19 protein-coding genes are annotated in these 20136 nt (G+C 69.1%); 6 read left to right on the top strand and 13 right to left on the bottom strand.

All coding sequences use genetic code 11. The features are described 5' to 3' along the window. The 6 genes from FHS00_RS00350 to FHS00_RS00325 form a co-directional block, all read right to left on the bottom strand. Complete coding sequence (locus FHS00_RS00350; RefSeq protein ID WP_183468774.1) at positions 1 to 705, bottom strand: ABC transporter ATP-binding protein; 705 nt, start codon at positions 703 to 705, stop codon at positions 1 to 3. Then, the gene (locus tag FHS00_RS00345; RefSeq protein WP_183468772.1) at positions 698 to 1477 is read right to left on the bottom strand and encodes an ABC transporter ATP-binding protein; all 780 of its coding nucleotides are present in this window, start codon (positions 1475 to 1477) and stop codon (positions 698 to 700) included. Before FHS00_RS00345 ends, FHS00_RS00350 begins: the two co-directional genes overlap by 8 nt. Next, positions 1474 to 2079 carry a glutathione S-transferase family protein gene (locus FHS00_RS00340; RefSeq protein ID WP_183468770.1) on the bottom strand — a complete coding sequence of 202 codons (606 nt, stop codon included), beginning with the start codon at positions 2077 to 2079 and terminating at the stop codon, positions 1474 to 1476. The genes FHS00_RS00345 and FHS00_RS00340 overlap by 4 nt, the downstream gene beginning before the upstream one ends. A 77-nt stretch (positions 2080 to 2156) precedes the next feature. Continuing rightward, entirely contained in the window at positions 2157 to 3362 is a 1206-nt protein-coding gene (locus FHS00_RS00335; RefSeq protein ID WP_183468768.1) for an ABC transporter substrate-binding protein, read from the bottom strand. 81 nt (positions 3363 to 3443) lie between these two features. After that, positions 3444 to 4922 (bottom strand): aldehyde dehydrogenase family protein, encoded by a 1479-nt coding sequence (locus FHS00_RS00330; protein WP_183468766.1) that lies wholly within the window; start codon positions 4920 to 4922, stop codon positions 3444 to 3446. Positions 4923 to 5043: 121 nt separating this feature from the next. Then, a complete protein-coding gene (locus FHS00_RS00325; RefSeq protein WP_183468764.1) occupies positions 5044 to 5985 on the bottom strand; it encodes a LysR family transcriptional regulator in 942 nt (313 codons plus the stop codon). Positions 5986 to 6227: 242 nt separating this feature from the next. Between FHS00_RS00325 and FHS00_RS00320 the strand changes: the two genes are divergently transcribed. Further along, the gene (locus FHS00_RS00320) at positions 6228 to 7730 is read left to right on the top strand and encodes a fumarate hydratase (RefSeq protein WP_183468762.1); all 1503 of its coding nucleotides are present in this window, start codon (positions 6228 to 6230) and stop codon (positions 7728 to 7730) included. A gap of 57 nt (positions 7731 to 7787) precedes the next feature. Here the strand turns inward: FHS00_RS00320 and FHS00_RS00315 are convergent, their stop codons facing one another. The 6 genes from FHS00_RS00315 to FHS00_RS00290 are packed head-to-tail and all read right to left on the bottom strand — an operon-like array spanning position 7788 to position 13276. After that, complete coding sequence (locus FHS00_RS00315) at positions 7788 to 8537, bottom strand: SDR family oxidoreductase (RefSeq protein ID WP_183468760.1); 750 nt, start codon at positions 8535 to 8537, stop codon at positions 7788 to 7790. 30 nt (positions 8538 to 8567) lie between these two features. After that, a complete protein-coding gene (locus FHS00_RS00310; RefSeq protein WP_183468758.1) occupies positions 8568 to 9248 on the bottom strand; it encodes an ABC transporter ATP-binding protein in 681 nt (226 codons plus the stop codon). Beyond that, positions 9248 to 9997 (bottom strand): ABC transporter ATP-binding protein, encoded by a 750-nt coding sequence (locus FHS00_RS00305; protein WP_183468756.1) that lies wholly within the window; start codon positions 9995 to 9997, stop codon positions 9248 to 9250. Before FHS00_RS00305 ends, FHS00_RS00310 begins: the two co-directional genes overlap by 1 nt. Beyond that, positions 9994 to 11010 (bottom strand): branched-chain amino acid ABC transporter permease, encoded by a 1017-nt coding sequence (locus FHS00_RS00300; protein ID WP_246390863.1) that lies wholly within the window; start codon positions 11008 to 11010, stop codon positions 9994 to 9996. Before FHS00_RS00300 ends, FHS00_RS00305 begins: the two co-directional genes overlap by 4 nt. Positions 11011 to 11020: 10 nt before the next feature. Continuing rightward, complete coding sequence (locus tag FHS00_RS00295) at positions 11021 to 11926, bottom strand: branched-chain amino acid ABC transporter permease (RefSeq protein ID WP_183468754.1); 906 nt, start codon at positions 11924 to 11926, stop codon at positions 11021 to 11023. Between the two features lie 60 nt (positions 11927 to 11986). Next, positions 11987 to 13276 carry an ABC transporter substrate-binding protein gene (locus FHS00_RS00290; protein WP_183468752.1) on the bottom strand — a complete coding sequence of 430 codons (1290 nt, stop codon included), beginning with the start codon at positions 13274 to 13276 and terminating at the stop codon, positions 11987 to 11989. A 310-nt stretch (positions 13277 to 13586) separates the two neighbouring features. On the opposite strand from FHS00_RS00290, the gene FHS00_RS00285 reads away from it, so the two are divergent. From FHS00_RS00285 to FHS00_RS00265, 5 genes are all read left to right on the top strand, one after another. Next, complete coding sequence (locus FHS00_RS00285; RefSeq protein WP_183468750.1) at positions 13587 to 14711, top strand: zinc-binding dehydrogenase; 1125 nt, start codon at positions 13587 to 13589, stop codon at positions 14709 to 14711. A gap of 106 nt (positions 14712 to 14817) precedes the next feature. Beyond that, positions 14818 to 15981, top strand: coding sequence for an acyl-CoA dehydrogenase family protein (locus tag FHS00_RS00280; RefSeq protein WP_183468749.1), 1164 nt, complete (start codon positions 14818 to 14820; stop codon positions 15979 to 15981). Between the two features lie 28 nt (positions 15982 to 16009). Next, positions 16010 to 16846 carry an HTD2 family dehydratase gene (locus FHS00_RS00275; RefSeq protein WP_183468748.1) on the top strand — a complete coding sequence of 279 codons (837 nt, stop codon included), beginning with the start codon at positions 16010 to 16012 and terminating at the stop codon, positions 16844 to 16846. An 8-nt stretch (positions 16847 to 16854) separates the two neighbouring features. Continuing rightward, entirely contained in the window at positions 16855 to 17637 is a 783-nt protein-coding gene (locus FHS00_RS00270) for an HpcH/HpaI aldolase/citrate lyase family protein (protein ID WP_246390859.1), read from the top strand. Continuing rightward, the gene (locus tag FHS00_RS00265; protein WP_183468746.1) at positions 17634 to 18935 is read left to right on the top strand and encodes an MmgE/PrpD family protein; all 1302 of its coding nucleotides are present in this window, start codon (positions 17634 to 17636) and stop codon (positions 18933 to 18935) included. Before FHS00_RS00270 ends, FHS00_RS00265 begins: the two co-directional genes overlap by 4 nt. A 228-nt stretch (positions 18936 to 19163) precedes the next feature. Here FHS00_RS00265 and FHS00_RS00260 read toward each other — a convergent pair whose 3' ends face one another. Then, positions 19164 to 20105: a sugar-binding transcriptional regulator gene (locus FHS00_RS00260; RefSeq protein WP_246390856.1), complete on the bottom strand. Its 942-nt coding sequence runs from the start codon at positions 20103 to 20105 to the stop codon at positions 19164 to 19166. Positions 20106 to 20136: the final 31 nt, after the last annotated feature.

Genomic DNA, 20136 nt, shown 5'->3' with positions numbered 1-20136 from the left:
TCACACCCCCACCACGTCGGCGACGCGATCCGCATGGGCCTCGAGGCCCTCGCGGTCGAAATGATCGGTGATGCGGCCGTTCTCGATCAGGTAGAACCGATCGGCAAGACGCCGCGCGAAATGGAAGTTCTGCTCGACCAGCAGCATGGTCATGCCGTCGGCCTTGAGCTGCGCGAGCAGGCTGCCGATGGCCTTGACGATGACCGGAGCGAGCCCCTCGGTCGGCTCGTCCAGCAGCAGCAGCTGCGGCCCGGTGCGCAGCACCCGCGCCATGGCCAGCATCTGCTGCTCGCCGCCCGACAGCGTGCCGGCGGCGGCGCGGCGGCGCTCGCGCAGGTTCGGAAAGATCTCGTATATCCGGGCCACGCTCATGCCGTTCTCGCCGATGCTCGGCAGCAGCATCAGGTTCTCCTGCACCGAGAGGGAGGCGAAGATGCCGCGCTCCTCCGGGACGTAGCCGAGACCGGTATAGGCGACCTTGTGGCGCGGCATGCCGATCGTCTCGCGCCCGTTCACGCGGATCGACCCCTCGCGGCGTCCGAGCAGGTTCATCGCCGCGCGCAGCGTCGAGGTCTTGCCCGCGCCGTTGCGGCCGATCAGCGCCACGGTCTCGCCGCGCCGCGCCTCGAGCGTGACGCCGTGCAGCACGTGGCTCTCGTCGTACCAGCCGTGCAGGTTCTCGATCTGAAGGATCGGCTCAGTCATCGTCGGACGCTCCGATATAGGCCTCTTTCACCACCGGGTCGGCGCGAACCTCGTCGAAGCCGCCCTCGGCCAGCACCCGGCCGCGCGCCAGCACCGTGACCCGGTCGCACAGGTCCTCGACCACGCCGAGATTGTGCTCGACCATCAGCACGGTGCGGCCCTTGCGGACCTTGAGGATCAGCTCGGCCACGACCGCCACGTCGGCGGCGGCCATGCCGGCCATCGGCTCGTCGAGCAGCATCACCTTAGGGTCGAGCGCCAGCGTGGTGGCGATCTCCAGCGCCCGCTTGCGGCCATAGGAGAGGTTGACCGCGACGTGGTCGCGCAGGTCCTGAAGGCCCACTGCCTCGAGCAACGACATCGCCTCGGCATCGAGCGCGCGCAGGCTGGCCACCGGCTTCCAGAACTGCCGGTCGAAGCCGTGCCGGCGTTGCAGCGCGACGCGCACGTTCTCCAGCGCCGTCAGATGCGGAAAGATCGCCGAGATCTGGAAGCTGCGCACCATGCCGAGGCGGACCACCTCGGCCGGTTTGGTGTGGCTGATGTCGTGCCCGTCGAGCGTGATCTTGCCCGCGCTCAGCGTGTGAAAGCGGGTGAGCAGGCCGAACAGCGTCGACTTGCCGGCGCCGTTCGGTCCGATCAGCGCGTGGATCGAGCCGGGCGCGACGTCGAGATCGACGCCGTCGACCGCCTTGAAGCCGCCGAAGGACTTCACCAGGCCGCGCGCGCTCAGGATCGGCTGCGCGGCGGTGTCGATGGCCGGCGCGCTCATGATGGGATCGTCCGCTGCAGCGAGGGCCGCGCGATGACGCGCGCGACATAAGCATCCAGCGCCGGGATCTCGGGCCGCCAATCGGCGCCGGGAAAGCGGAAGTCGATATACTGGACCGCGTTGACCACGCCGATCTCGGCCAGCCCGATCTCGGTCTCGCTCAGCCGGTCGGCCATGGCGTCGAGCCGGGTCAGCCCCTCGACCATGGCCCGGCGGCGGCGCGCGGCCACGGGATGGGCGTCGAAGGCGGGGTTGGCGAGGTCGTCGGAGGTGATCTTGCGCCCGGTCATGATGTAGACTGCGGCGTCGATCACGCCCTGCGCGAGACCGGCGATCTCGTAGGCGCCGGGCGCGGGGGATTTCAGATGCGATCCCTCGGGCGCGATGTCGCGGGCATAGGCGGCGATCACGTAGGATTCGGTCAGCACCGTGCCGTCGTCGAGGATCAGTGTCGGCACCCGGCGGGCGGGGTTGATCTCGATCAGCTCCGCCGGATCGGCCCAGGGGTTGAGCAGGTCGATCTCGGGCTCGGCCCCGGCCTCGATCAGCGCCGCATGGGCGAGCCGGCCATAGGGCGATGTCGTGCTCTTCATCAGCTTCATGGGGTCATCCTCATGGAAGGCGCGCCGGGGCGCGGGAGACCCGCCCCGGACCACGAAGGCCGGGGCGGGTCATGGGATCAGTTGGTCTTTGCGGTCAGCGGGCAGCCGCTCTCCTCGGCGGTGAGGAACAGCTCCTCGCCGGGGATGCGGGCGACGATCTCGTAGAGATCGGCGGGGCCGGTGGACTCGTCGGGCGAATTCACCTCGACCAGCAGCATGTCATAGACCACCCGGCCGTTATCGAGCATCTTGGCGTTCTCGAAGAAGCCGCTGTCGATCGGCAGCTCCTTCATCTTCGCGTTGACGGCCTCGGCGTCGTCGGTGCCGGCGGCCGCGACGGCCTTGAGGTAATGGGTCACCGAGGCATAGGCCGCGATGTGGCCCATGGTCGGCACGTCGCCGCCATTGCGCTCCATGAAGCGGGTGCCCCATTCGCGGGTGGTGTCGTTCATGTCCCAGTAGCTCGACGCCGCCATGCGGATCCCCTGCGTGGCCTCGAGGCCCAGCGACTGCACGTTGTTGGTGAAGACCAGCATCGCCACCAGCTTGTCGGACAGGCCGTAATCGCGGGCCTGCTTGATCGCGGTCTCGAGATCGGGCCCGGCATTGGCGAGGCCAATCACGTCGGCGCCCGAGCCTTGGGCGGAGAGCAGCGCCGAGGCAAGGTCGGTGGTGTTGAGCGGGTGCACGGTCTCGCCCAGCACCTTTCCGCCGGCCTCCTCCACCGCCGCCGCGGCATCGGCCGAAAGGCCGTGGCCGAAGACGTAGTCGGCGGTCAGCATGTACCAGCTCTCGCCGCCCTCGTTCACCACGGCGCCCGCGACACCGCGCGCCAGCTCGCGCGTGGTCGGCGCCCACTGGCTGCCGAAGGGCGCGCATTGGTCACCCGAGAAGTTCGGCGCGTAGCCGCCATTGACCAGCGTCACGATGCCGGCCTCGGCGGCGCGGCCCTGCGCGGCGAGGCCCACGGCCGAGGAGCCGCCCAGCGTCATCACGTCGATCTGCTGCTCGTCGATGAAGCGCTGCGCCAGCGAGGAGCCGATATCCGGCTTGCCCTGGTGATCGGCGCTCAGCACCTCGATCGGCTGGCCCAGCACCTCGCCGCCGAAATCCTCGACCGCCATCTGCACCGCCAGCAGCGTGTTCGGACCGCCATTGCCGGAATAGGTGCCGGTCATGTCGTCGAGCACCAAGAGTTTGACCTGGTCGTCCTGCGCCAGCGCCGGGGCGGCGAGGCTGCCGGCCGCGAAGGCGGCGCTGGCGAGATATGTCTTCAGTCCCATTTTGTCTCCTCCCAGAGATCGATGCCGTTTCGGGAATTGGTCCGCCCGGCCCGCGACGCGCGAGGCCCCGGGCGGTGTCGTTCAGCCGTGCCGGACCACGAGGGTGCGGGTGGTCGAAAAGTCGCGCAGCGCCGCGAACCCCTTTTCGCGGCCATGGCCGGATTTCTTCATGCCGCCGAAGGGCAGCTCGACGCCGCCGCCGACGCCGTAGCCGTTGACGAAGACCTGCCCCGCCCGGATCCGGCGCGCGACGCGCAGGGCGCGTCCGCCATCCACGCTCCAGACAGCGGCGGCGAGGCCGTAATCGGTGCCGTTGGCGAGGCGCAGCGCCTCCTCCTCGTCCGCGAAGAGCGTCACCGAGAGGACCGGACCGAAGATCTCCTCCTGGTTCAGCCGGTTGTCATGCGGCACCGGGCCGTAGACACGCGGCTCGACGAAGAAGCCTGCCGGTTCGGCCCCCGCCGCGATCCGGCCCGCCGCCAGCAGCGGCAGCCCGTCGGCTTCGGCCTGCGCGAAGAAGCGCTCCACCCGGCGCTTCTGGGTCAGGCTGATCAGCGGGCCGAGCTGGCTGTCGCTGCCCGGCGGCCCCGCCTCCAGCTTGGAGAAGGCCTTGGCCAGCTTCGCGAGCAGCGCGGCGCGGATGCCTTCCTGCACCAGCACGCGGCTGCCGGCCGAGCAGGTCTGCCCGGCATTGGCGGCGATCCCCGCGACGATGGCCGGAACCGCGGCGTCGAGATCGGCGTCGTCGAAGACCAGATGCGGCGACTTCCCGCCCAACTCCAGCGTGCAGCCGATATGGTTGCGGGCGGCGGCGATCTGCACCAGCTCGCCCACCTCGGGCGAGCCGGTAAAGGAGATGAAGTCGATGCCCGGATGGGCCGAGAGCGCCGCTCCGGCCGTCTCGCCGCGCCCCGGCACGCAGTTGAGCGCGCCCATGGGCAGCCCGGCCTCGGCCGCGATCATGCACAGCCGGATCGGTGTCAGGCAGGCATCTTCGGCGGGCTTCAGCACGCAGGCATTGCCCATCGCCAAGGCCGGCGCGATGGTGCGGCCGAACATCTGGGCCGGCAGGTTCCACGGGATGATATGGCCGGTGACGCCATGCGGCACCGTTTCGGTCAGCGCGAGATGGCCAGGCCGGTAGGGGATGGTGTCGCCATGCAGCTTGTCTGCGGCGGCGCCGTAATATTCGAAGTAGCGCGCGCAGGCCCGGATGTCGCCTAGCGCCTGCGCCATCGGCTTGCCGGTGTCGGCAGATTCTAGGCGCGCCAGATCCTCTTCCTGCGCGAGGATGGCGCGGCCCACCTCGGCCAGCACCCTGCCCCGCTCCAACGCCGACCATGCGCCCCACTCGCCCGAAAGCGCCCGGCGAGCGGCGGCAACGGCGGCGTCGATATCGGCGGCGGTGCCGTCGGCGATGCGGGCGATCTCGTGCCCGGTGGCGGGGTCCAGCACGGCGAGGCTGCGGCCCGAGGCCGCGCCGTGGAAGGCGTTGTCGATGAAGATCCCGTCCGAGACGGCGGCGATGCGAAGCGTCGCCTCATCTGCCTGGATGTTCATGCCTGCCTCCCCGGTGCCGACCGCTCGCTCAGCGATGCGGCCTTCCTCTCCGGGAACAGGACTAGCAGCGGCGGGACCCGGCGCGGAAATACCGGCGTGGCATGGAGGCCATAGGCGGAAGCTATGGAGTGTGCAGTTCCTCGGCCCGCCAGATGCCGCGGCGGACGAGATCGGAGATCACCTCCATGGTGACCTCCTCGATCGCACGGGCGGCCCGGGTCTGCGGCCGCGCCGGGTTGCGCACGAGGTAGATCGACCGGCTGATCGCCGGGTCGACGATCGGCGCCATCAGCAACTCGCCGCGCTGCACACGGTCGAAGGCGGCCGCCGGGGCGAGGATGGTATAACCGCTGCCGCGCGCCACCAGCGCCTTGATCTGGCTGAGCGCATCCATCTCCAGCACCACGTTCAGATCGACCCTGTTGGCGCGGGCGGCGCGGTCGATCAGTGCCCGAAGCCCGTGCGAGCGTGAGGGCAGCACCAGCTCCACCTCGGCCAGATCGGCGAGCCGCACCGGCTGACCGGCGCGGCTGCGGAATGGCCAGGCGTCGGGCGCCGAGAAGAAGCACAGCTCCTCGGTCATCAGCGGCTTGTAGGCGAGATGGCGCACCGCCGAGACGTCGTAGAGCATCCCCATGTCGACCGATTGCTCGACCAGCCAGTCCTGGATGAAGCCGGACATGGCCTCGACCGCCCGCAGCTTCACCTTGGGCAGCTGCATACGCACCGTCTCGGCCAGCGGCACCGAGAGCACCATCGAGATCGAGGACGGGAGGCCGAAGCTCACCTCGCCCACCGGATCGGCCCCCATCTGCTTCAGATCGGTCTCGGTCTCGGCCACCCAGTCGAGGATCTGGCCGGCGCGCTGCAGCAGCAGCTGCCCCGCCTCGGTCACCGCCACCCCGCGCGAGGAGCGCAGGAACAGCTCGACGCCGAGGTCTTCCTCGAGCTTGCGGATCTGCTGCGACAGCGATGGCTGCGCCACGTTGAGCTTCTGCGAGGCCGAGGACAGCGATCCTTCGGCGGCGATCGCGACGAAGTACTTGAGTTGGCGCAGGTTCATGACGGTCCTCCCGAGGCCAGTGTGAACAGAAGGCCGCCGGATGAGAAGAGGCCGCAGGGCGAAGAGAAATGGAAAACCGGTTGCGGGAATAGCCCGGCGCTCTGGGGGCCATCGCTGAATCGAATGGCCGGAGGGGCCGCGCCGGGGGTATATAGCGGCCCAGATCATGGCGCGTCCGTCGCGCCCCCACCCGCCAAGGAGGCCCGCATGAGCACGCTCCGCCCCGTCCGAGGAACCGCCGCATGAGCCGTGTCGTCACCGAAGCGCATCTGGTCGACGGCATCGCCGAGGCGCTGCAGTTCATCTCGCATTATCATCCGGCCGACTTCATCACCGCGCTCTCTGCCGCATACGAGAGCGAGGAGAGCGAAAGCGCGCGCCATGCGATGCGGCAGATCCTCGTCAATTCGCGCATGGCCGCGATCGGCAAGCGGCCGATCTGTCAGGACACCGGCAGCGTCAACGTCTTCATCGAGGTCGGCGTGCAGGCGCGCACCGACTGGACCCGCTCGCTGCAGGAGATGGTCGACGAGGCGGCGCGCCGCGCCTACGCCTTCGAGGCCAACCCGCTGCGCGCCTCGATCGTGGCCGATCCGCTCGGCGCGCGCCGCAACACCCGCGACAACACACCGGCGATGATCCAGACCGAGCTGGTGGCCGGCGACGCGGTGTCGGTCACCGTTTCGGCCAAGGGCGGCGGCTCGGAGAACAAGACCAAGTTCGCGGTGCTGAACCCCTCGGATTCGGTCGCCGACTGGGTGGTCGAGACGGTGTCGAAGCTCGGCGCCGGCTGGTGCCCGCCCGGGGTCATCGGACTGGGCGTCGGCGGCAGCGTCGACAAGGCGATGGCGATGGCCAAGAAGGTGCTGAACGAGCCGCTCGACATGGCGCAGCTGCGCGCGCGGGGGGCCGAGACCGCCGAGGAGAAGCTGCGGCTGGAGCTTTACGAGCGGATCAATGCGCTGGGCATCGGCGCGCAGGGCCTCGGCGGCCAGACCACCGTGCTCGACGTCAAGGTGGCGAGCTTCCCGACCCATGCCGCCTCGCTGCCGGTGGCGCTCATTCCGAACTGCGCCGCCACCCGGCACCTGCACTTCACCCTGTCGGGCGAGGCGCCGGTCTTCACGCCCCCCGACCTGTCGCTCTGGCCGGATCTGGGGCTGGGCGAGGCCGGCGGCCGTCGGGTCGATCTCGACACGCTCGATCAGGCGACACTGGACGGGCTGGAGCCCGGCGAGACCCTGCTTTTGTCGGGGCGGCTCTATACCGGGCGCGACGCGGCGCATCGGCGGATGGTCGAGATGATCGACCGGGGTGAGGATCTTCCGGTCGATCTGAAGGGACGCGCGATCTACTATGTCGGGCCGGTGGACGCGGTGGGATCGGAGGTGATCGGACCGGCCGGACCGACCACCTCGACCCGGATGGACAAGTTCACGCCGAAGCTTCTGGCCGCCAGCGGGCTCAAGCTGATGATCGGCAAGGCCGAGCGCGGCCCGCAAGCGATCGAGGCGATCCGCGAGCACGGCGCGGCCTACCTGATCGCGGTGGGCGGCGCGGCCTATCTGGTGTCGAAGGCGATCCGGTCGGCCCGGCCGGTGGCCTTCGAGGATCTCGGCATGGAGGCGATCTACGAGATCGAGGTGGAGGACATGCCGGTGACGGTCGCGGTCGACACGCAGGGCCGCTCGGTGCACCTCAGCGGCCCCGCCCGCTGGCGCCGCGACGTGCCGATCCTCGCCTGACATGACACGGGCCGCGGGATCATCCCGCGGCCCGTGTCTACCGAAGGTCCAGTCGGCTCAGACGGTGCGGCCGCCATCCACCTCGAGGATCACCCCGGTGATGAACTCGGCCTCGTCCGAGCCGAGATAGAGCGCGGCATTGGCGATGTCGCGGGGCTCCGACAGCCGGCCCAGCGGGATGGTGGCGATGAATTTCGCGCGGTTTTCCGGCGTGTCGGGCACGCCCATGAACTGCTCCAGAAGCCCCGTGACCCCCATCACCGGCGCGATGCCGCAGACGCGGATCCGGTCCGGCGCCAGCTCCACCGCGAGCGACTTGGTCATCAGGTTCACCGCGCCCTTGGACGAGTTGTACCAGGTGAGGCCGGGACGCGGCCGGATGCCCGCCGTCGAGCCCACGTTGAGCATCACCCCACCGCCCTGCTCGCGCCAGAGCGGCACGCAGGTCTTGGTCATGTGAAAGATCGAAACGACATTGATGTCGTAGATCTTGCGGAAGGTCGCCTCGTCGGTCTCCATCAGGGGCCGGTTCGGGTTGGTCCAGCCGGCGTTGTTGACGACGATGTCGAGCCTGCCGAAGGCCTCCATGGTGGCGGCCACCGCCGCCTCGACATCCTCGGCGCGGCTGACGTCGCAGCGCAGGGCGATGGCGTTGTCGCCAAGCTCCTCCGCCACGCGCCGCGCCCCCTCTTCGTTCAAATCGACGATGGCGACCCGCGCGCCCTCGCGGATATAGGCCTCGGCGATGCCCCGGCCGAAGCCCGATGCGGCGCCCGTCACCAGCGCCGTCTTGCCCTCAAGTCTCATTCCCATCCTCCCTGTTGCTCTTCGACCCCGTCACGCCGGGGTCGTCTCGGGCTCCAGCGCGCCCTCGGCCACCTCGCCGCGCTCGATCACGAGCGTGCGGTCGGCGAAGCCGCGCAGCAGCGCCGGGTTCGATTCCGTGATGATCAGAGTCACCGAGCGGTCGGCGTCGCGCAGCGCCCGGAGCGCCTCGGCGTAGCGTTGCGCCAGCGCCGGGGCGAGGCCCTGGAACGGCTCGTCGAGCATGACCAGCTTGGTGCCCAGCATCAGCGCGCGGGCCAGCGCCACCATCTTGCCCTGCCCGCCCGAGACGTTGCCGGCGGGACGCCCCGCCATCTCGCGCAGCTCAGGCAGGATCCTGTAGGCGCGATCCAGCCTTCGCTTGGTCTCCTCGGCCGAGAGCCGCGCCGCCTGGGCCGGCAGCAGGATGTTCTCCTCGACCGTGAAGGCCGAGAACAGCCGCCGGTCCTCGGGGGCGTAGCCGATGCCGAGGCCGGGCCGCGCCGGCGGCGGCATCGCCCCGATCGGGCGGCCGTCGAAGCGGATCTCGCCGGTGATCTTGGTGAAACCCATGATGGTGCGCAGCAGCGTCGTCTTGCCCGCGCCATTGCGCCCGATCAGCGCCACGGTCTCGCCGGCGCCGATGAAGAAGTCGAGGTTTCGCAAGATGGGGATGATCCCGATCGAGGCGTTCACGTCCCGAAGTTCCAGCATCACGCCACCTCCCCGATCACGTCCCGGATCACGTCCGGATGCTCCAGTATTTCCGTCGGCGTGCCGCGCAGCTGCACGTTGCCGGCGTTCCAGACCGCCACCTCGTCGGCATAGTCGCCGACGATGCCCATGTCGTGCTCGACGAAGACCGAAGTGACGCGCGCCTCGGCCAGCGCCCGGATCAGGATCTCCATGATCTTGTGCTTCTGCGACGAGGCCACGCCCGAGGTCGGCTCGTCCATCAGCAGCAGCCGCGGCCTGAGCGCCAGCGCCACCGCGATGTCGATCAGCTTGCGCTGGCCCTCGGACAGCTCGTCGACGGTGCGATGCGCGACGTCGGCGCAGTTCACCATCTCGAGCAAGTGCATCATCTCCTCGCGCTCGGGCACCCGCGACAGGTCGCGCAGCGGGTGGCGCATCCCCTCGCGGGCGGCGGCCGAGATCAGCAGGTTCTCGAGCGCGGTGTGCTCGGTGAACAGCTGCGGGATCTGGAAGGCCCGGGCGACGCCGCGGCGCACGATCTTGCGCGGCGGCAGCGGGGTGATGTCCTCGCCCTCGAACAGCACCTGCCCGCTCTTGGGCTTGATCCAGCCGGTGCAGATGTTGAGGAAGGTGGTCTTGCCCGCCCCGTTGGGGCCGATGATGGCGAGGTTGCGCCCGGCCTCGATTTTGAGCGAGACGTCGTTGGCGGCGATGACGCCGCCGAAGCGGATCATCAGGTTGCGGGTTTCCAGCAGCGGCGCGCTCATGCGGCCTCCTCCCCTTTGGCGGCCCCGCGGCGGGTGACGCGTTCGAACAGCCCCACCACGCCGCCCGGCGCGAACAGGATGATGACCAGCAGGAACCCACCCAGCAGCATCTGCCAGACATCGCCGGCGAAGGCCGAGGCGAAGACCCGCACGAATTCGTAGATCAGCGCGCCGATGAACGCGCCCGGCACCGAGCCCGCGCCGCCGAGAACGGCGATGAACACCATTTCGCCCGAGCGGATCCACCAGGCGTATTCCGGCGTCACCACGCCCTGCGCCACGCCCATGATCGCGCCGCCCACCCCGCAGAGCACCGCCGAGAGCAGGTAGCCCGAGAGCAGCGCCCGGCGCGGCGAGACGCCCAGGTATTCAAGCCGGGTCTCGTTGGTCTTCACGGTGCGGAACAGCTGCCCCACCGGCGAGGCGAGCCAGCGCAGCGTGAACCAACCCAGCCCGCCGACCAGGGCCAGCGTCAGCCAGAACAGCACCAATTCGAAATCATGCCGCCCCATCTCCATGCCCAGCACGGAGGGGCGCGGCAGGCGGATGCCGTCGGCGCCGCCGGTGACGTGGTAGAACTTCTCGAGGATCGACCAGAAGATCATCGAGAAGGCGAGGTTGAGCATCCCGAAGAAGATGCCGCGGTAGCGGACCACGAAGAGCCCGACCAGCAGGCCGGAGACGGCGGCGCCCAGCGCGCCGGCGAGCAGCACCACGAGAAGGTCGGCGCCCGGCCACGCGGCCAGCAGAAAGGCCCCGGCATAGGCGGCGACGGCAAAGTAGAGCGCGTGGCCGAAGGAGACCTGCCCCGCGCGCAGCAGCACCGTCACGCCGAGCACGGCGAGCCCCTTGGCCAGCGCGAGGTTGACCAGCAGCTGCAGGCTCGGCGCGAAGATCGGAACCGCGGCGAGCAGCACCAGCCCGGCGATCGCCAGCCATGTCCCGGCGGTCATGCGCGTCTCCTTCTCGGCGGGGCTTCGGGACATCGCCCCGGCATCGGAATGGATCGACATCGCGGCCTCCTCAGATCTTGCGGGCGGCTGGGCTGCCGAACAGCCCCTCGGGGCGAACCAGCAGCACCAGAACCATGATGAGATACGGCACCAGCACCGCCACCTCGGGCCAGACATAGACGGCGAAGGACCGTCCCAGCCCGATCATCAGCGCGGTCAGCGCCGCGCCCTCGATCTGGCCCAGGCCGGCGGTGGCGACGACCGCGAAGGACAGCACGATCATGTCGGCGCCCATGCCCGGCAGGATCGACGTGGTCGGCGAGGCCAGCGCGCCGCCCAAGCCCCCCAGCGCCGCGCCGACGATGAAGGTGAGCAGGAACACCTTGTCGGCGTCGATGCCGATCGACTGCGCCGCCTCGCGGTCCTCGGTGGTCGCGGTGATCAGCTTGCCGAGGATGGTGCGCCGCAGGAAGAAGCGCAGGCCGAGCAGCAGCACCAGCGCCACCGCCGGCAGCAGGATCAGCTGATAGACGGTATAGGTGACGCCGAAGACGGTGACGTTGCCCAGCGCCTGCAGGGCCCGCGCCTCGAAATAGGGCTGCGTGCCCCAGACCAGGCGCTGCACGTCTTCGAGGATCATGAACACCGCGAAGGTGACCAGGAGCTGCAGCACCTCGGGCTTGTCATAGATCCGGCGCAGCAGCAGCCATTCGATCGGGCCGCCGAGGAGGATGCCGACGAGGATCGCCGCAACCAGCATCAGCGGAAAGGACAGCGCGGGCGCGAGGCCCAGCGACAGGAAGAAGCCGGTGAGCGCCACGGTGGCATAGGCGCCGATCGCGTAAAGCGAACCATGGGCGACGTTGAGAATGCGCATCACGCCGAAGATCAGCGTGAGGCCCAGCGCCACGATGAAGACGAGCGCCGCGTAGGCGATCCCGTCGAACAGGGCGAGGAGAAAGATCGTCAGGTTCATGGCGGCTCCCGCTATGGCTGGCGAAGGAATGCGGCGGGCGCATGGCCCGCCGCGGCAGGCTCAGTTCTCGAAGCTGTCGACAGCGACCGTGTCGATGAAGCTCGCATCGAGCCCGCTGACCCATTCGATCGACTCCTCGCCCACCGGGGTGGTGATGTCGTCGCCGTCGAAGATCATGATGTTTTTCATCGTGGCGAAGGGGTAGTCGCCATTCTGCACGGTGGTCCCCATCATCTGGTCCTCGACGCCCTGGTGATCCTCGCGGATCTTCACCGGACGGCCGAGACCCTGGAACTCGAGCCCCTCCATCGCGGCGAGCAGCTGCTCCTCGCTGGGCCAGTCGACGCCGTTCTCCTCGATCGCCTTGCTGTAGGCGGCCTGCAGCGCCGCGAAGGCTTGGCTGGTGTGGAAGACCGGATAGACCGAGACCTGGCCGGTGCGGGATTCATACTCCTCCATGAAGGCCTTGAAGTCGGCGTCCTCGCGGCGCTCGGGATGCAGGAAGTAATGGTCGCCGCGCGCGCCCACGATATGGCCCGCGGGCAGGCTCGCGCCCAGCCGCTCGAAGGAGGATTCAGCCAGCGGCAGCACGAAGGTCGAACTGTTGGTCAGCCCGCGCTGCGAAGCCTGCTGCACGAAGGTGTCGAGATCGCCGCCCCAGGAGGTGCTCAGGATCACGTCCGGGCGCAGCGCCTGCAGCCGCGAGATCTCGGTCGAGAAATCGGGCGCGCCGAACTTCGGGAAGAACTCGCCCACCACCTCGACATCGGGCTTCATCGCCTTGAGCGCGGTCGAGAAGATGTTCCAGCTGTCGCGGCCCCAGGCGTAGTCCTGGTTGACCACGGCGATGGTCTTGAAGTCGGGCTTGGTCTTCAGAAGGTAGATCACGGCGGCCAGCATCTCGGGCGTGGCGTTGGCCTGGGTGCGGAAGACGTATTCGTAATCCTGCTCCTCGAAGATCTTCTGGGTGCCGCAGTCCCACATGAAGTTCGGCACCTGCAGGTCCTCGGCCAGCGGCGCCAGCGTCTGGCAGTTGCCCGAGGAGATCGAAGCGAACATCACCTCGACGCCCTCGCTCTCCACCAGCCGGCGGTATTCCGAGGTCAGCGCCTCGGCGCCGGCGCCCTCGTCGATAAAGCTGACCTCGAGCGGCACGCCGTTGATGCCGCCCTCGGCGTTGATGTTCTCGACGATGATCTTCGCGGCCTCCTGCGCCGGCACCCCGAACACCGAGGCCGGGCCGGTCAGGAAGGTGGTCATCCCGATCTTCAGCGTCTCGGGCTTTTCGGCGGCCAGCGCCGCCATCGGCAGCGCGGCGCAAAGCGCGGTCGTCACGAACAATGTCTTCATCGGCTTGGTCCTCCAGTTGTTGCCGGAACCGGGCTGGGCGCCTCCCCGGCGCCGCCCGTTCCGCGAGCGCGTGCCCTCCCGGCACGGCCCGTCCTCCCCTCGCTGCACGCTCCGGCGATCGATGCGCTGGCGTGCCGTCGGCCCACTCCCCGGACCGGCTGTTCCGGAACATTACGGGGGTTGCCGCCCCCCGCCCCATATCAAGGTACGATTTCGGGCATAGGCTCAGCCTATTGCTCGGTCATGCGGCTTTCGATCCCGCGCGGCTCGGCTAGCATGGGGGCAGTATGCGAAGGGGAGGACGCGGGCCATGAAGATCACCGGCGCGGTATTGACCGAAGGCGGCATCGAAAGCGGGTTCGAGGCCAATCAGGCACTGACGGTCCGCGAGCTGGATCTCGCCCCGCCGGGGCCGGGCGAGGTGCTGATCCGCATGGCCGCTGCCGGGATCTGCCATTCCGACCTGTCAGTGATCAACGGCACCCGCCCCCGGCCCCTGCCCATGGTTCTGGGTCACGAGGCGTCGGGTTTCGTCGAGGAGGCCGGGCCGGGCGTCGAGGATCTGGCGCCGGGCGATCACGTGCTGTGCATCTTCGCCCCCGGCTGCGGCCGCTGCCGGCCCTGCGCCGAGGGGCGCCCGGCGCTTTGCGTGACGGCGGCCGAGCATCACGGGGTCGGTGCGCTGATGACCGGCCAGCGGCGGCTGTCGATGGATGGCACCCCGGTGCACCACCATGTCGGCGTCTCGGCCTTCGCGACCCATGCGGTGCTGGCCCGGCCGTCGCTGATCAAGGTCGAGCACGAGATCGCGCCGCATCTCTCGGCGCTGTTCTCCTGCGCCATGCTCACCGGCGCGGGCGCGGCCTTCAACACCGCGCGGGTGGCGCCGGGCAGCACGGTGGCGGTGGTGGGCCTCGGTGGTGTCGGCCTCTCGGCGATCCTGGGCGCTGCGGCGGCCGGGGCGGGCCGGATCGTCGCGATCGACCCGTTCGAGAGCAAGCTCGACGCCGCGCGCGCCATGGGCGCCACCGATTGCGTCAGGGCCGATGCCGACACCGTCGAGGCTGTGCGCGAGCTGACGGCGGGCGGCGTCGACGTGGCGCTGGAAATGGCGGGCTCGGCCCGCGCGCTCGAGACCGCCTTCGATGTGACCGCGCGCGGCGGCACCACCGTCACCGCCGGGCTGCCGCATCCCAGCGAGCGCATGGCGCTCAGCCCGCTCAAGCTGGTGGCGGAGGAGCGCCAGCTCAAGGGCAGCTATATCGGCTCCTGCGTGCCGCAGCGCGACCTGCCGCGGATGCTGTCGCTGCACGCGGCGGGCAAGCTGCCGGTCGAGCGGATGCTGACGCATCGGCTGCGTCTCGATCAGGTCAACCTCGCCATGGACCAGCTCGCCGACGGCACCGCCATCCGGCAGGTGATCGAGTTCGACTGACCCACCACACCATCGCCCCTGCCTATGACGCTCAGGCCGCTTGCGTATTGGCCATCGCGACCGTCGAGGCGCAGACAGGGCGAGAGCACGCTCCCCGGAGGATAGAATGTATCGCAACAGGACCGATGAATATCAGGACATCCGCGAGGCGGTGCGCGCGCTCTGCGCGGAGTTTCCGGCCGAGTATCACCGCCGGATCGACCAGGAACGCGGCTACCCCGAAGAGTTCGTCGAGGCGCTGACCCGGGCCGGATGGATGGCGGCGCTCATTCCCGAAGCCTATGGCGGCTCGGGCCTCGGGCTGATGGAAGCCAGCGTGATCATGGAGGAGATCAACCGCGCGGGCGGCAACTCCGGCGCCTGCCACGGCCAGATGTACAACATGAACACGCTGGTCCGGCACGGCTCCGAAGAACAGCGACAGAAGTACCTGCCCAAGATCGCCAGCGGCGAGCTGCGCCTGCAGTCGATGGGCGTGACGGAGCCCACCACCGGCACCGACACCACCAAGATCAAGACCACCGCCGTGAAGCGCGGCGACCGCTACGTGGTCAATGGTCAGAAGGTCTGGATCAGCCGCGTCCAGCATTCCGACCTGATGATCCTGCTGGCGCGCACCACGCCGCTGTCGGAGGTGAAGAAGAAATCCGAGGGCCTGTCGATCTTCCTCGTCGACATCGCGCAGGCGATGAAGACCGGCATGACCGTCAAGCCGATCCTCAACATGGTCAACCACGAGACCAACGAGATCTTCTTCGACGAGCTCGAGATCCCCGAGGAGAACCTGATCGGCGAGGAGGGGATGGGCTTCAAATACATCCTCACTGGGCTCAACGCCGAGCGCACGCTGATCGCCGCCGAATGCATCGGCGACGGCTACTGGTTCACCGACCGGGTGGTGGACTATGTCTCTGGCCGCGAGGTGTTCGGCCGGCCGATCGGCCAGAACCAGGGCGTGCAGTTTCCCATCGCCGAGGCCTATATCGAGATCGAGGCCGCCAACCTGATGCGCGAAAAGGCCTGTCGGCTGTTCGATGCAGGCGAACCCTGCGGGGCCGAGGCCAACATGGCCAAATACCTCGCCGCCAAGGCGTCCTGGGAGGCCGCCAATGCCTGCCTGCAATTCCATGGCGGCTATGGCTTCGCCGCCGAATACGACGTGGAGCGCAAGTTCCGCGAGACCCGGCTCTACCAGGTGGCGCCGATCTCCACCAACCTGATCCTGTCCTATGTCGCCGAGCACGTGCTCGGCCTGCCGAGGTCATTCTGATGAGGTCGCCGGCACTTGGAGAACCTGCATGAGCACCGAGATCGACATCGCGCAGCTGCGCGGCTGGATCGGCCGCGAGGAGCGGCAGGAAGAGCTTCTGACCCCGGCACTGGCGCAGCGCTTCGACGCTACCTTCGACCGCGCCGGTTCGCTCGACGATGGGGCTGAGGCCGCGCCGATGATCCATCTCTGCCTGTGCCAGCCCGCCGCGCCCACCGCAGCGCTCGGCCCGGACGGTCATCCGGCGCGGGGCGGGTTCCTGCCGCCGGTGCCCCTGCCCCGCCGGATGTGGGCCGGTGGCGCGCTCGAGTTTCACGAACCGATCCGGATCGGCGAGGTCGTGCGCCGGCGCTCGGTGATCGAGGATGTCCGCCTCAAGCACGGCCGCACCGGCCCGCTTTGCTTCGTCACCGTGATGCATCATATCGAAAGCGGTGGCCGGCCTGCCGTGACCGAACGCCACGACATCGTCTATCGCTCCGACAGCACGGCGGCCCCGCCGCCCGCGCCCGCCGCCGCCGAAGGCACGATACGCCGCGTGGTGGCGGCCAGCCCGACCCTGCTGTTTCGGTATTCGGCGCTGACCTTCAACGGCCACCGCATCCATTACGACGCGCCCTATGCCCGCGAGGTCGAAGCCTATCCCGGGCTGATCGTGCACGGGCCGATGCAGGCGACGATGCTGGTGCATCTGGCGGCGGAGCTGCGCGGTGCGCCCCCGGCGCGGTTCTCCTTCCGCAGCCTGTCGCCGCTTTTCGATACCGATGATTTCGCGCTGAACGCCAAGGATGACGGCGCGGCGCTCGAACTATGGACCGCCCGCGCGGGCGGCCCGGTCGCGATGGAGGCGCGCGCCGAATGGTAGATCTGTCGATGATACGAGCCCCGCTCTTCGTGCCGGCCAACCGCCCCGAGCGCTTTGCCAAGGCCGCGGCCTCCGGCGCCGACGCGGTGATCCTCGATCTGGAGGATGCGGTGGCCCAGGACGATAAGGCCACGGCGCGCGGCATGGTCGAGTCCGGCTTCACCGATTTGCCGGTGATCCTGCGGGTCAACGCCATGGGCACCGATTGGCACGAGGACGACATTGCGGCGGCGCGCGCCCTGCCCCTGGCTACAATCCTGCTGCCGAAATCCGAAGAGCCGGACATGATCGCGGCGCTTGCCTCGAAGCTGGGCGGCATGCCGCTCTTGGCGCTGATCGAGAGCGCGCGCGGGCTGGCCAATGCCCGCGCCATCGCCGCAACCGAAGGCGTCGCGCGGCTCGTCTTCGGCTCGATCGACTATTGCGCCGATCTGGGCTGCGCGCATCTGCGTGAGGTGCTGCTGCCCGCCCGGGCCGAGCTGGTGCTGGCCTCGCGCCTCGCCGGGATCGCCGCGCCGATCGACGGCGTGACCGCCGATTTGTCGGACCCCGAGATCACCCGCGCCGATGCCCGCCATGCCCGTGATTTGGGCATGACCGGCAAGCTCTGCATCCACCCGCGCCAGATCGCCCCGGTGCGCGCGGCCTTCCTGCCCTCGGAGGCCGAGATCGACTGGGCCCGCCGCGTCCTGGCCTCTGGCGATGGCGCGGTCGCCGTCGACGGCGCCATGGTCGACGAGCCGGTCCGCATCCGCGCCCGCGCCATCCTCCAGGCCATGGAGCAAGCATGAGCATCGCCCGTCGCATCGCCGAATTCGCCACCGAGCCGGTCGCCCCCGACGCCGAGATGGCCCGCTACGTGCGGATGTCGCTGCTCGACTGGGCCACGGTCGGCATCGCCGGGCGTGACGAGCCGGTTTCGCGCGCCGCGCGCACCGTGGCGCTGACAGAGGGGGGCGACGGCGCGACCCTCATCGGCGGCGGTCGCGCCGCGCCGCGCGCGGCGGCGCTGGCCAATGGCGCGATCAGCCATGCGCTCGATTACGACGACACGCATTTCGGCCATATCGGTCATCCCAGCGTCGCGGTCATCCCGGCCGCCCTCGCCGTGGCGGAGGCGCGGGATATCGACGGTGCCGTCTTTCTCGACGCGCTCGCGGTCGGGCTGGAGACGGCCTGCCGCATCGGCGATTGGCTGGGACGGTCGCATTACGAGGCGGGGTTCCACCAGACCGGCACCTCGGGCGCCTTCGGCGCCTGCGTCGCGGCCGGGCGGCTCCTCGGCCTCGACGCCGACGCCATGACCCATGCGCTGGGCCTGACCGCGACGCGGGCCTCCGGCCTCAAGAGCCAGTTCGGCACCATGGGCAAGCCGCTCAACGCGGGCCTCGCCGCCGAGGCGGGCGTGACCTGCGCTCTGCTGGCCGGTGCAGGTGCGCATTCCTCCGAGATGGCGATCGAGGGATCGCAGGGCTTCGGCCCGACCCACGCGGCGGCCATGCAGGAGGCTGCCTGGGCAGGCCTCGGCGAGCGCTGGGTTTTCAAGGGGATTTCCTACAAGTTCCACGCCTGCTGTCACGGCCTCCACGCCATGCTGGAGGCGCTGCGCGGCTTGGGCCCCATTGATCCGGCCCAGGTCGAGGAGATCGAGATCACCACCCATCCCCGCTGGCTCGCGGTCTGCAACCAGCCCGCCCCCGAGACCGGGCTCGGCGCCAAGTTCAGCTACCGGGTCACGGCGGCGATGCAGCTCCTGGGGATCGATACCGCGGCGCTCGACAGCTACAGCGACGCGACCTGCGCCCGGCCCGACCTGATCGCGCTCCGGGACAAGGTCCGCGTCGTCACCGACGAGGGGCTAAGCGACACGGCCTCCCGCGTCCGGCTGCGCGCGGCGGGCGAGGTGCACGAGGCGTCCCACGACATTCTCGACTCGGGCGATATCGACGGCATCGCCGACCGGCTGCGGGAGAAGTCCGAAGCCTTGCTTGGAGCGAGGGTGGCGCAACAGCTGTCCGACCAGGTGAGTGGCATGGAAAGCGCGACCGGCGTGTCGGGTTTCACCGCGCTGCTCGCGCAGCCCGAGTAGGTAGCCGGCCGTCGATCTTGAGCACATGGCCGGAGACGGTTGCGATGCGCGGGAAGTGCAGAGGGCCCACCCTTCCTGCCTCGGAGTGCTCCCGAACTCGGCTGCGCTGCCACAATTCGACCCTTTGCATCGGGACCTGATCCAATGGACCAAGCGGTGGTTGACGTCGTTGCGATCTCTACCGGACGACCTGCAGATGGCGACCATCACCGGTGCCGAATTGCACCCTTAACTCGCGCAAAGCCGCGCAGCGACCGTCTCGTCCGTGATCAACACGGCCGGCGACAGCATGCGTAGCGCGGCCCGGATGATGGTGAATTTCTGCCACCCGCCGGACGCCAGGACCATCCGCCTCGCGGAGCGAAGCTCGCGCGGATCAACCGCGAGCACGCGTCGGTTCACCGGGTGGTCGACCACTTCGCCCTCCGCGTCGACGAAGTGACACAGTACGTCGCCCACGGCGCCGGCCTGTTCGAGAGAGGCGATCTCCTCGGTGGTCAGCAATCCATACTGTACGAAGATCGAATGCGGCGTGAGGTCCCCCAGCGACAGGATCGCCAGGTCGAGCCTGCGGGCGCGCTCGAATATTTCGGCGATGCCGGAGTGGTCGAGCAGTGCATCGCGGATTTCAGGGGTCGGCGCGTAGACCGGGGCGGCCATCAGGTAGCACTCGGCCGCAAGCCGGTCGGCCACGCGCCAGGCGAATTCGGATGGGTTCACCTTCTCGACCCGGGTCAGCCCGCCCAGTAGCGAGATGATCTTGATCCCGCTCGCCTCGCGCGGCTCGATCGAGGGCACACCATTGGTGAGCGTCTGTCCCCAGCCGAGGCCGATCGAACTGTCCGGGCGCACTTCCCGTGACAGCATCGCCCCGAGCTCCTGGCCGATCAGTTTGGGAATCTGCGACTGATCCTGCGGATCGGGGATCACGACGGCCCGCTCGAGCCCCCACTTCTCCTCCAGCCGCCGCTCCAGCTCGACACAATGCGACAGCTTGGTGGTCACCCGGATCTGCACCGTCCCGTCGGCCCGCGCATTGGCGAGGATCCGCAGCACCCGCGCCCGCGTCAGCCCGACCGCCTGGGCCACCTCATCCTGCGTCATGCCTTCGGCGTAGTAGAGCCACGCGACACGGGTGCGCAGGTCCTCCGTCGTGTCGTTCCCAGCCAAGCGTTCGCCCCTCTACTTGCCGCCAGCGCAG

Source organism: Limimaricola variabilis (assembly GCF_014195545.1).
Lineage (GTDB): Bacteria > Pseudomonadota > Alphaproteobacteria > Rhodobacterales > Rhodobacteraceae > Limimaricola > Limimaricola variabilis.
The sequence above is the reverse complement of the archived record's forward strand: the minus strand, read 5'-3'. Positions and strand labels throughout refer to the sequence as shown.

Bases quoted from the DNA above. Each gene is read 5' to 3' on its own strand.
- FHS00_RS00350 (WP_183468774.1), bottom strand. From the start codon at position 705: ATGACTGAGCCGATCCTTCAGATCGAGAACCTGCACGGCTGGTACGAC.
- FHS00_RS00345 (WP_183468772.1), bottom strand. From the start codon at position 1,477: ATGAGCGCGCCGGCCATCGACACCGCCGCGCAGCCGATCCTGAGCGCG.
- FHS00_RS00340 (WP_183468770.1), bottom strand. From the start codon at position 2,079: ATGAAGCTGATGAAGAGCACGACATCGCCCTATGGCCGGCTCGCCCAT.
- FHS00_RS00335 (WP_183468768.1), bottom strand. From the start codon at position 3,362: ATGGGACTGAAGACATATCTCGCCAGCGCCGCCTTCGCGGCCGGCAGC.
- FHS00_RS00330 (WP_183468766.1), bottom strand. From the start codon at position 4,922: ATGAACATCCAGGCAGATGAGGCGACGCTTCGCATCGCCGCCGTCTCG.
- FHS00_RS00325 (WP_183468764.1), bottom strand. From the start codon at position 5,985: ATGAACCTGCGCCAACTCAAGTACTTCGTCGCGATCGCCGCCGAAGGA.
- FHS00_RS00320 (WP_183468762.1), top strand. From the start codon at position 6,228: ATGAGCCGTGTCGTCACCGAAGCGCATCTGGTCGACGGCATCGCCGAG.
- FHS00_RS00315 (WP_183468760.1), bottom strand. From the start codon at position 8,537: ATGAGACTTGAGGGCAAGACGGCGCTGGTGACGGGCGCCGCATCGGGC.
- FHS00_RS00310 (WP_183468758.1), bottom strand. From the start codon at position 9,248: ATGCTGGAACTTCGGGACGTGAACGCCTCGATCGGGATCATCCCCATC.
- FHS00_RS00305 (WP_183468756.1), bottom strand. From the start codon at position 9,997: ATGAGCGCGCCGCTGCTGGAAACCCGCAACCTGATGATCCGCTTCGGC.
- FHS00_RS00300 (WP_246390863.1), bottom strand. From the start codon at position 11,010: ATGTCGATCCATTCCGATGCCGGGGCGATGTCCCGAAGCCCCGCCGAG.
- FHS00_RS00295 (WP_183468754.1), bottom strand. From the start codon at position 11,926: ATGAACCTGACGATCTTTCTCCTCGCCCTGTTCGACGGGATCGCCTAC.
- FHS00_RS00290 (WP_183468752.1), bottom strand. From the start codon at position 13,276: ATGAAGACATTGTTCGTGACGACCGCGCTTTGCGCCGCGCTGCCGATG.
- FHS00_RS00285 (WP_183468750.1), top strand. From the start codon at position 13,587: ATGAAGATCACCGGCGCGGTATTGACCGAAGGCGGCATCGAAAGCGGG.
- FHS00_RS00280 (WP_183468749.1), top strand. From the start codon at position 14,818: ATGTATCGCAACAGGACCGATGAATATCAGGACATCCGCGAGGCGGTG.
- FHS00_RS00275 (WP_183468748.1), top strand. From the start codon at position 16,010: ATGAGCACCGAGATCGACATCGCGCAGCTGCGCGGCTGGATCGGCCGC.
- FHS00_RS00270 (WP_246390859.1), top strand. From the start codon at position 16,855: ATGATACGAGCCCCGCTCTTCGTGCCGGCCAACCGCCCCGAGCGCTTT.
- FHS00_RS00265 (WP_183468746.1), top strand. From the start codon at position 17,634: ATGAGCATCGCCCGTCGCATCGCCGAATTCGCCACCGAGCCGGTCGCC.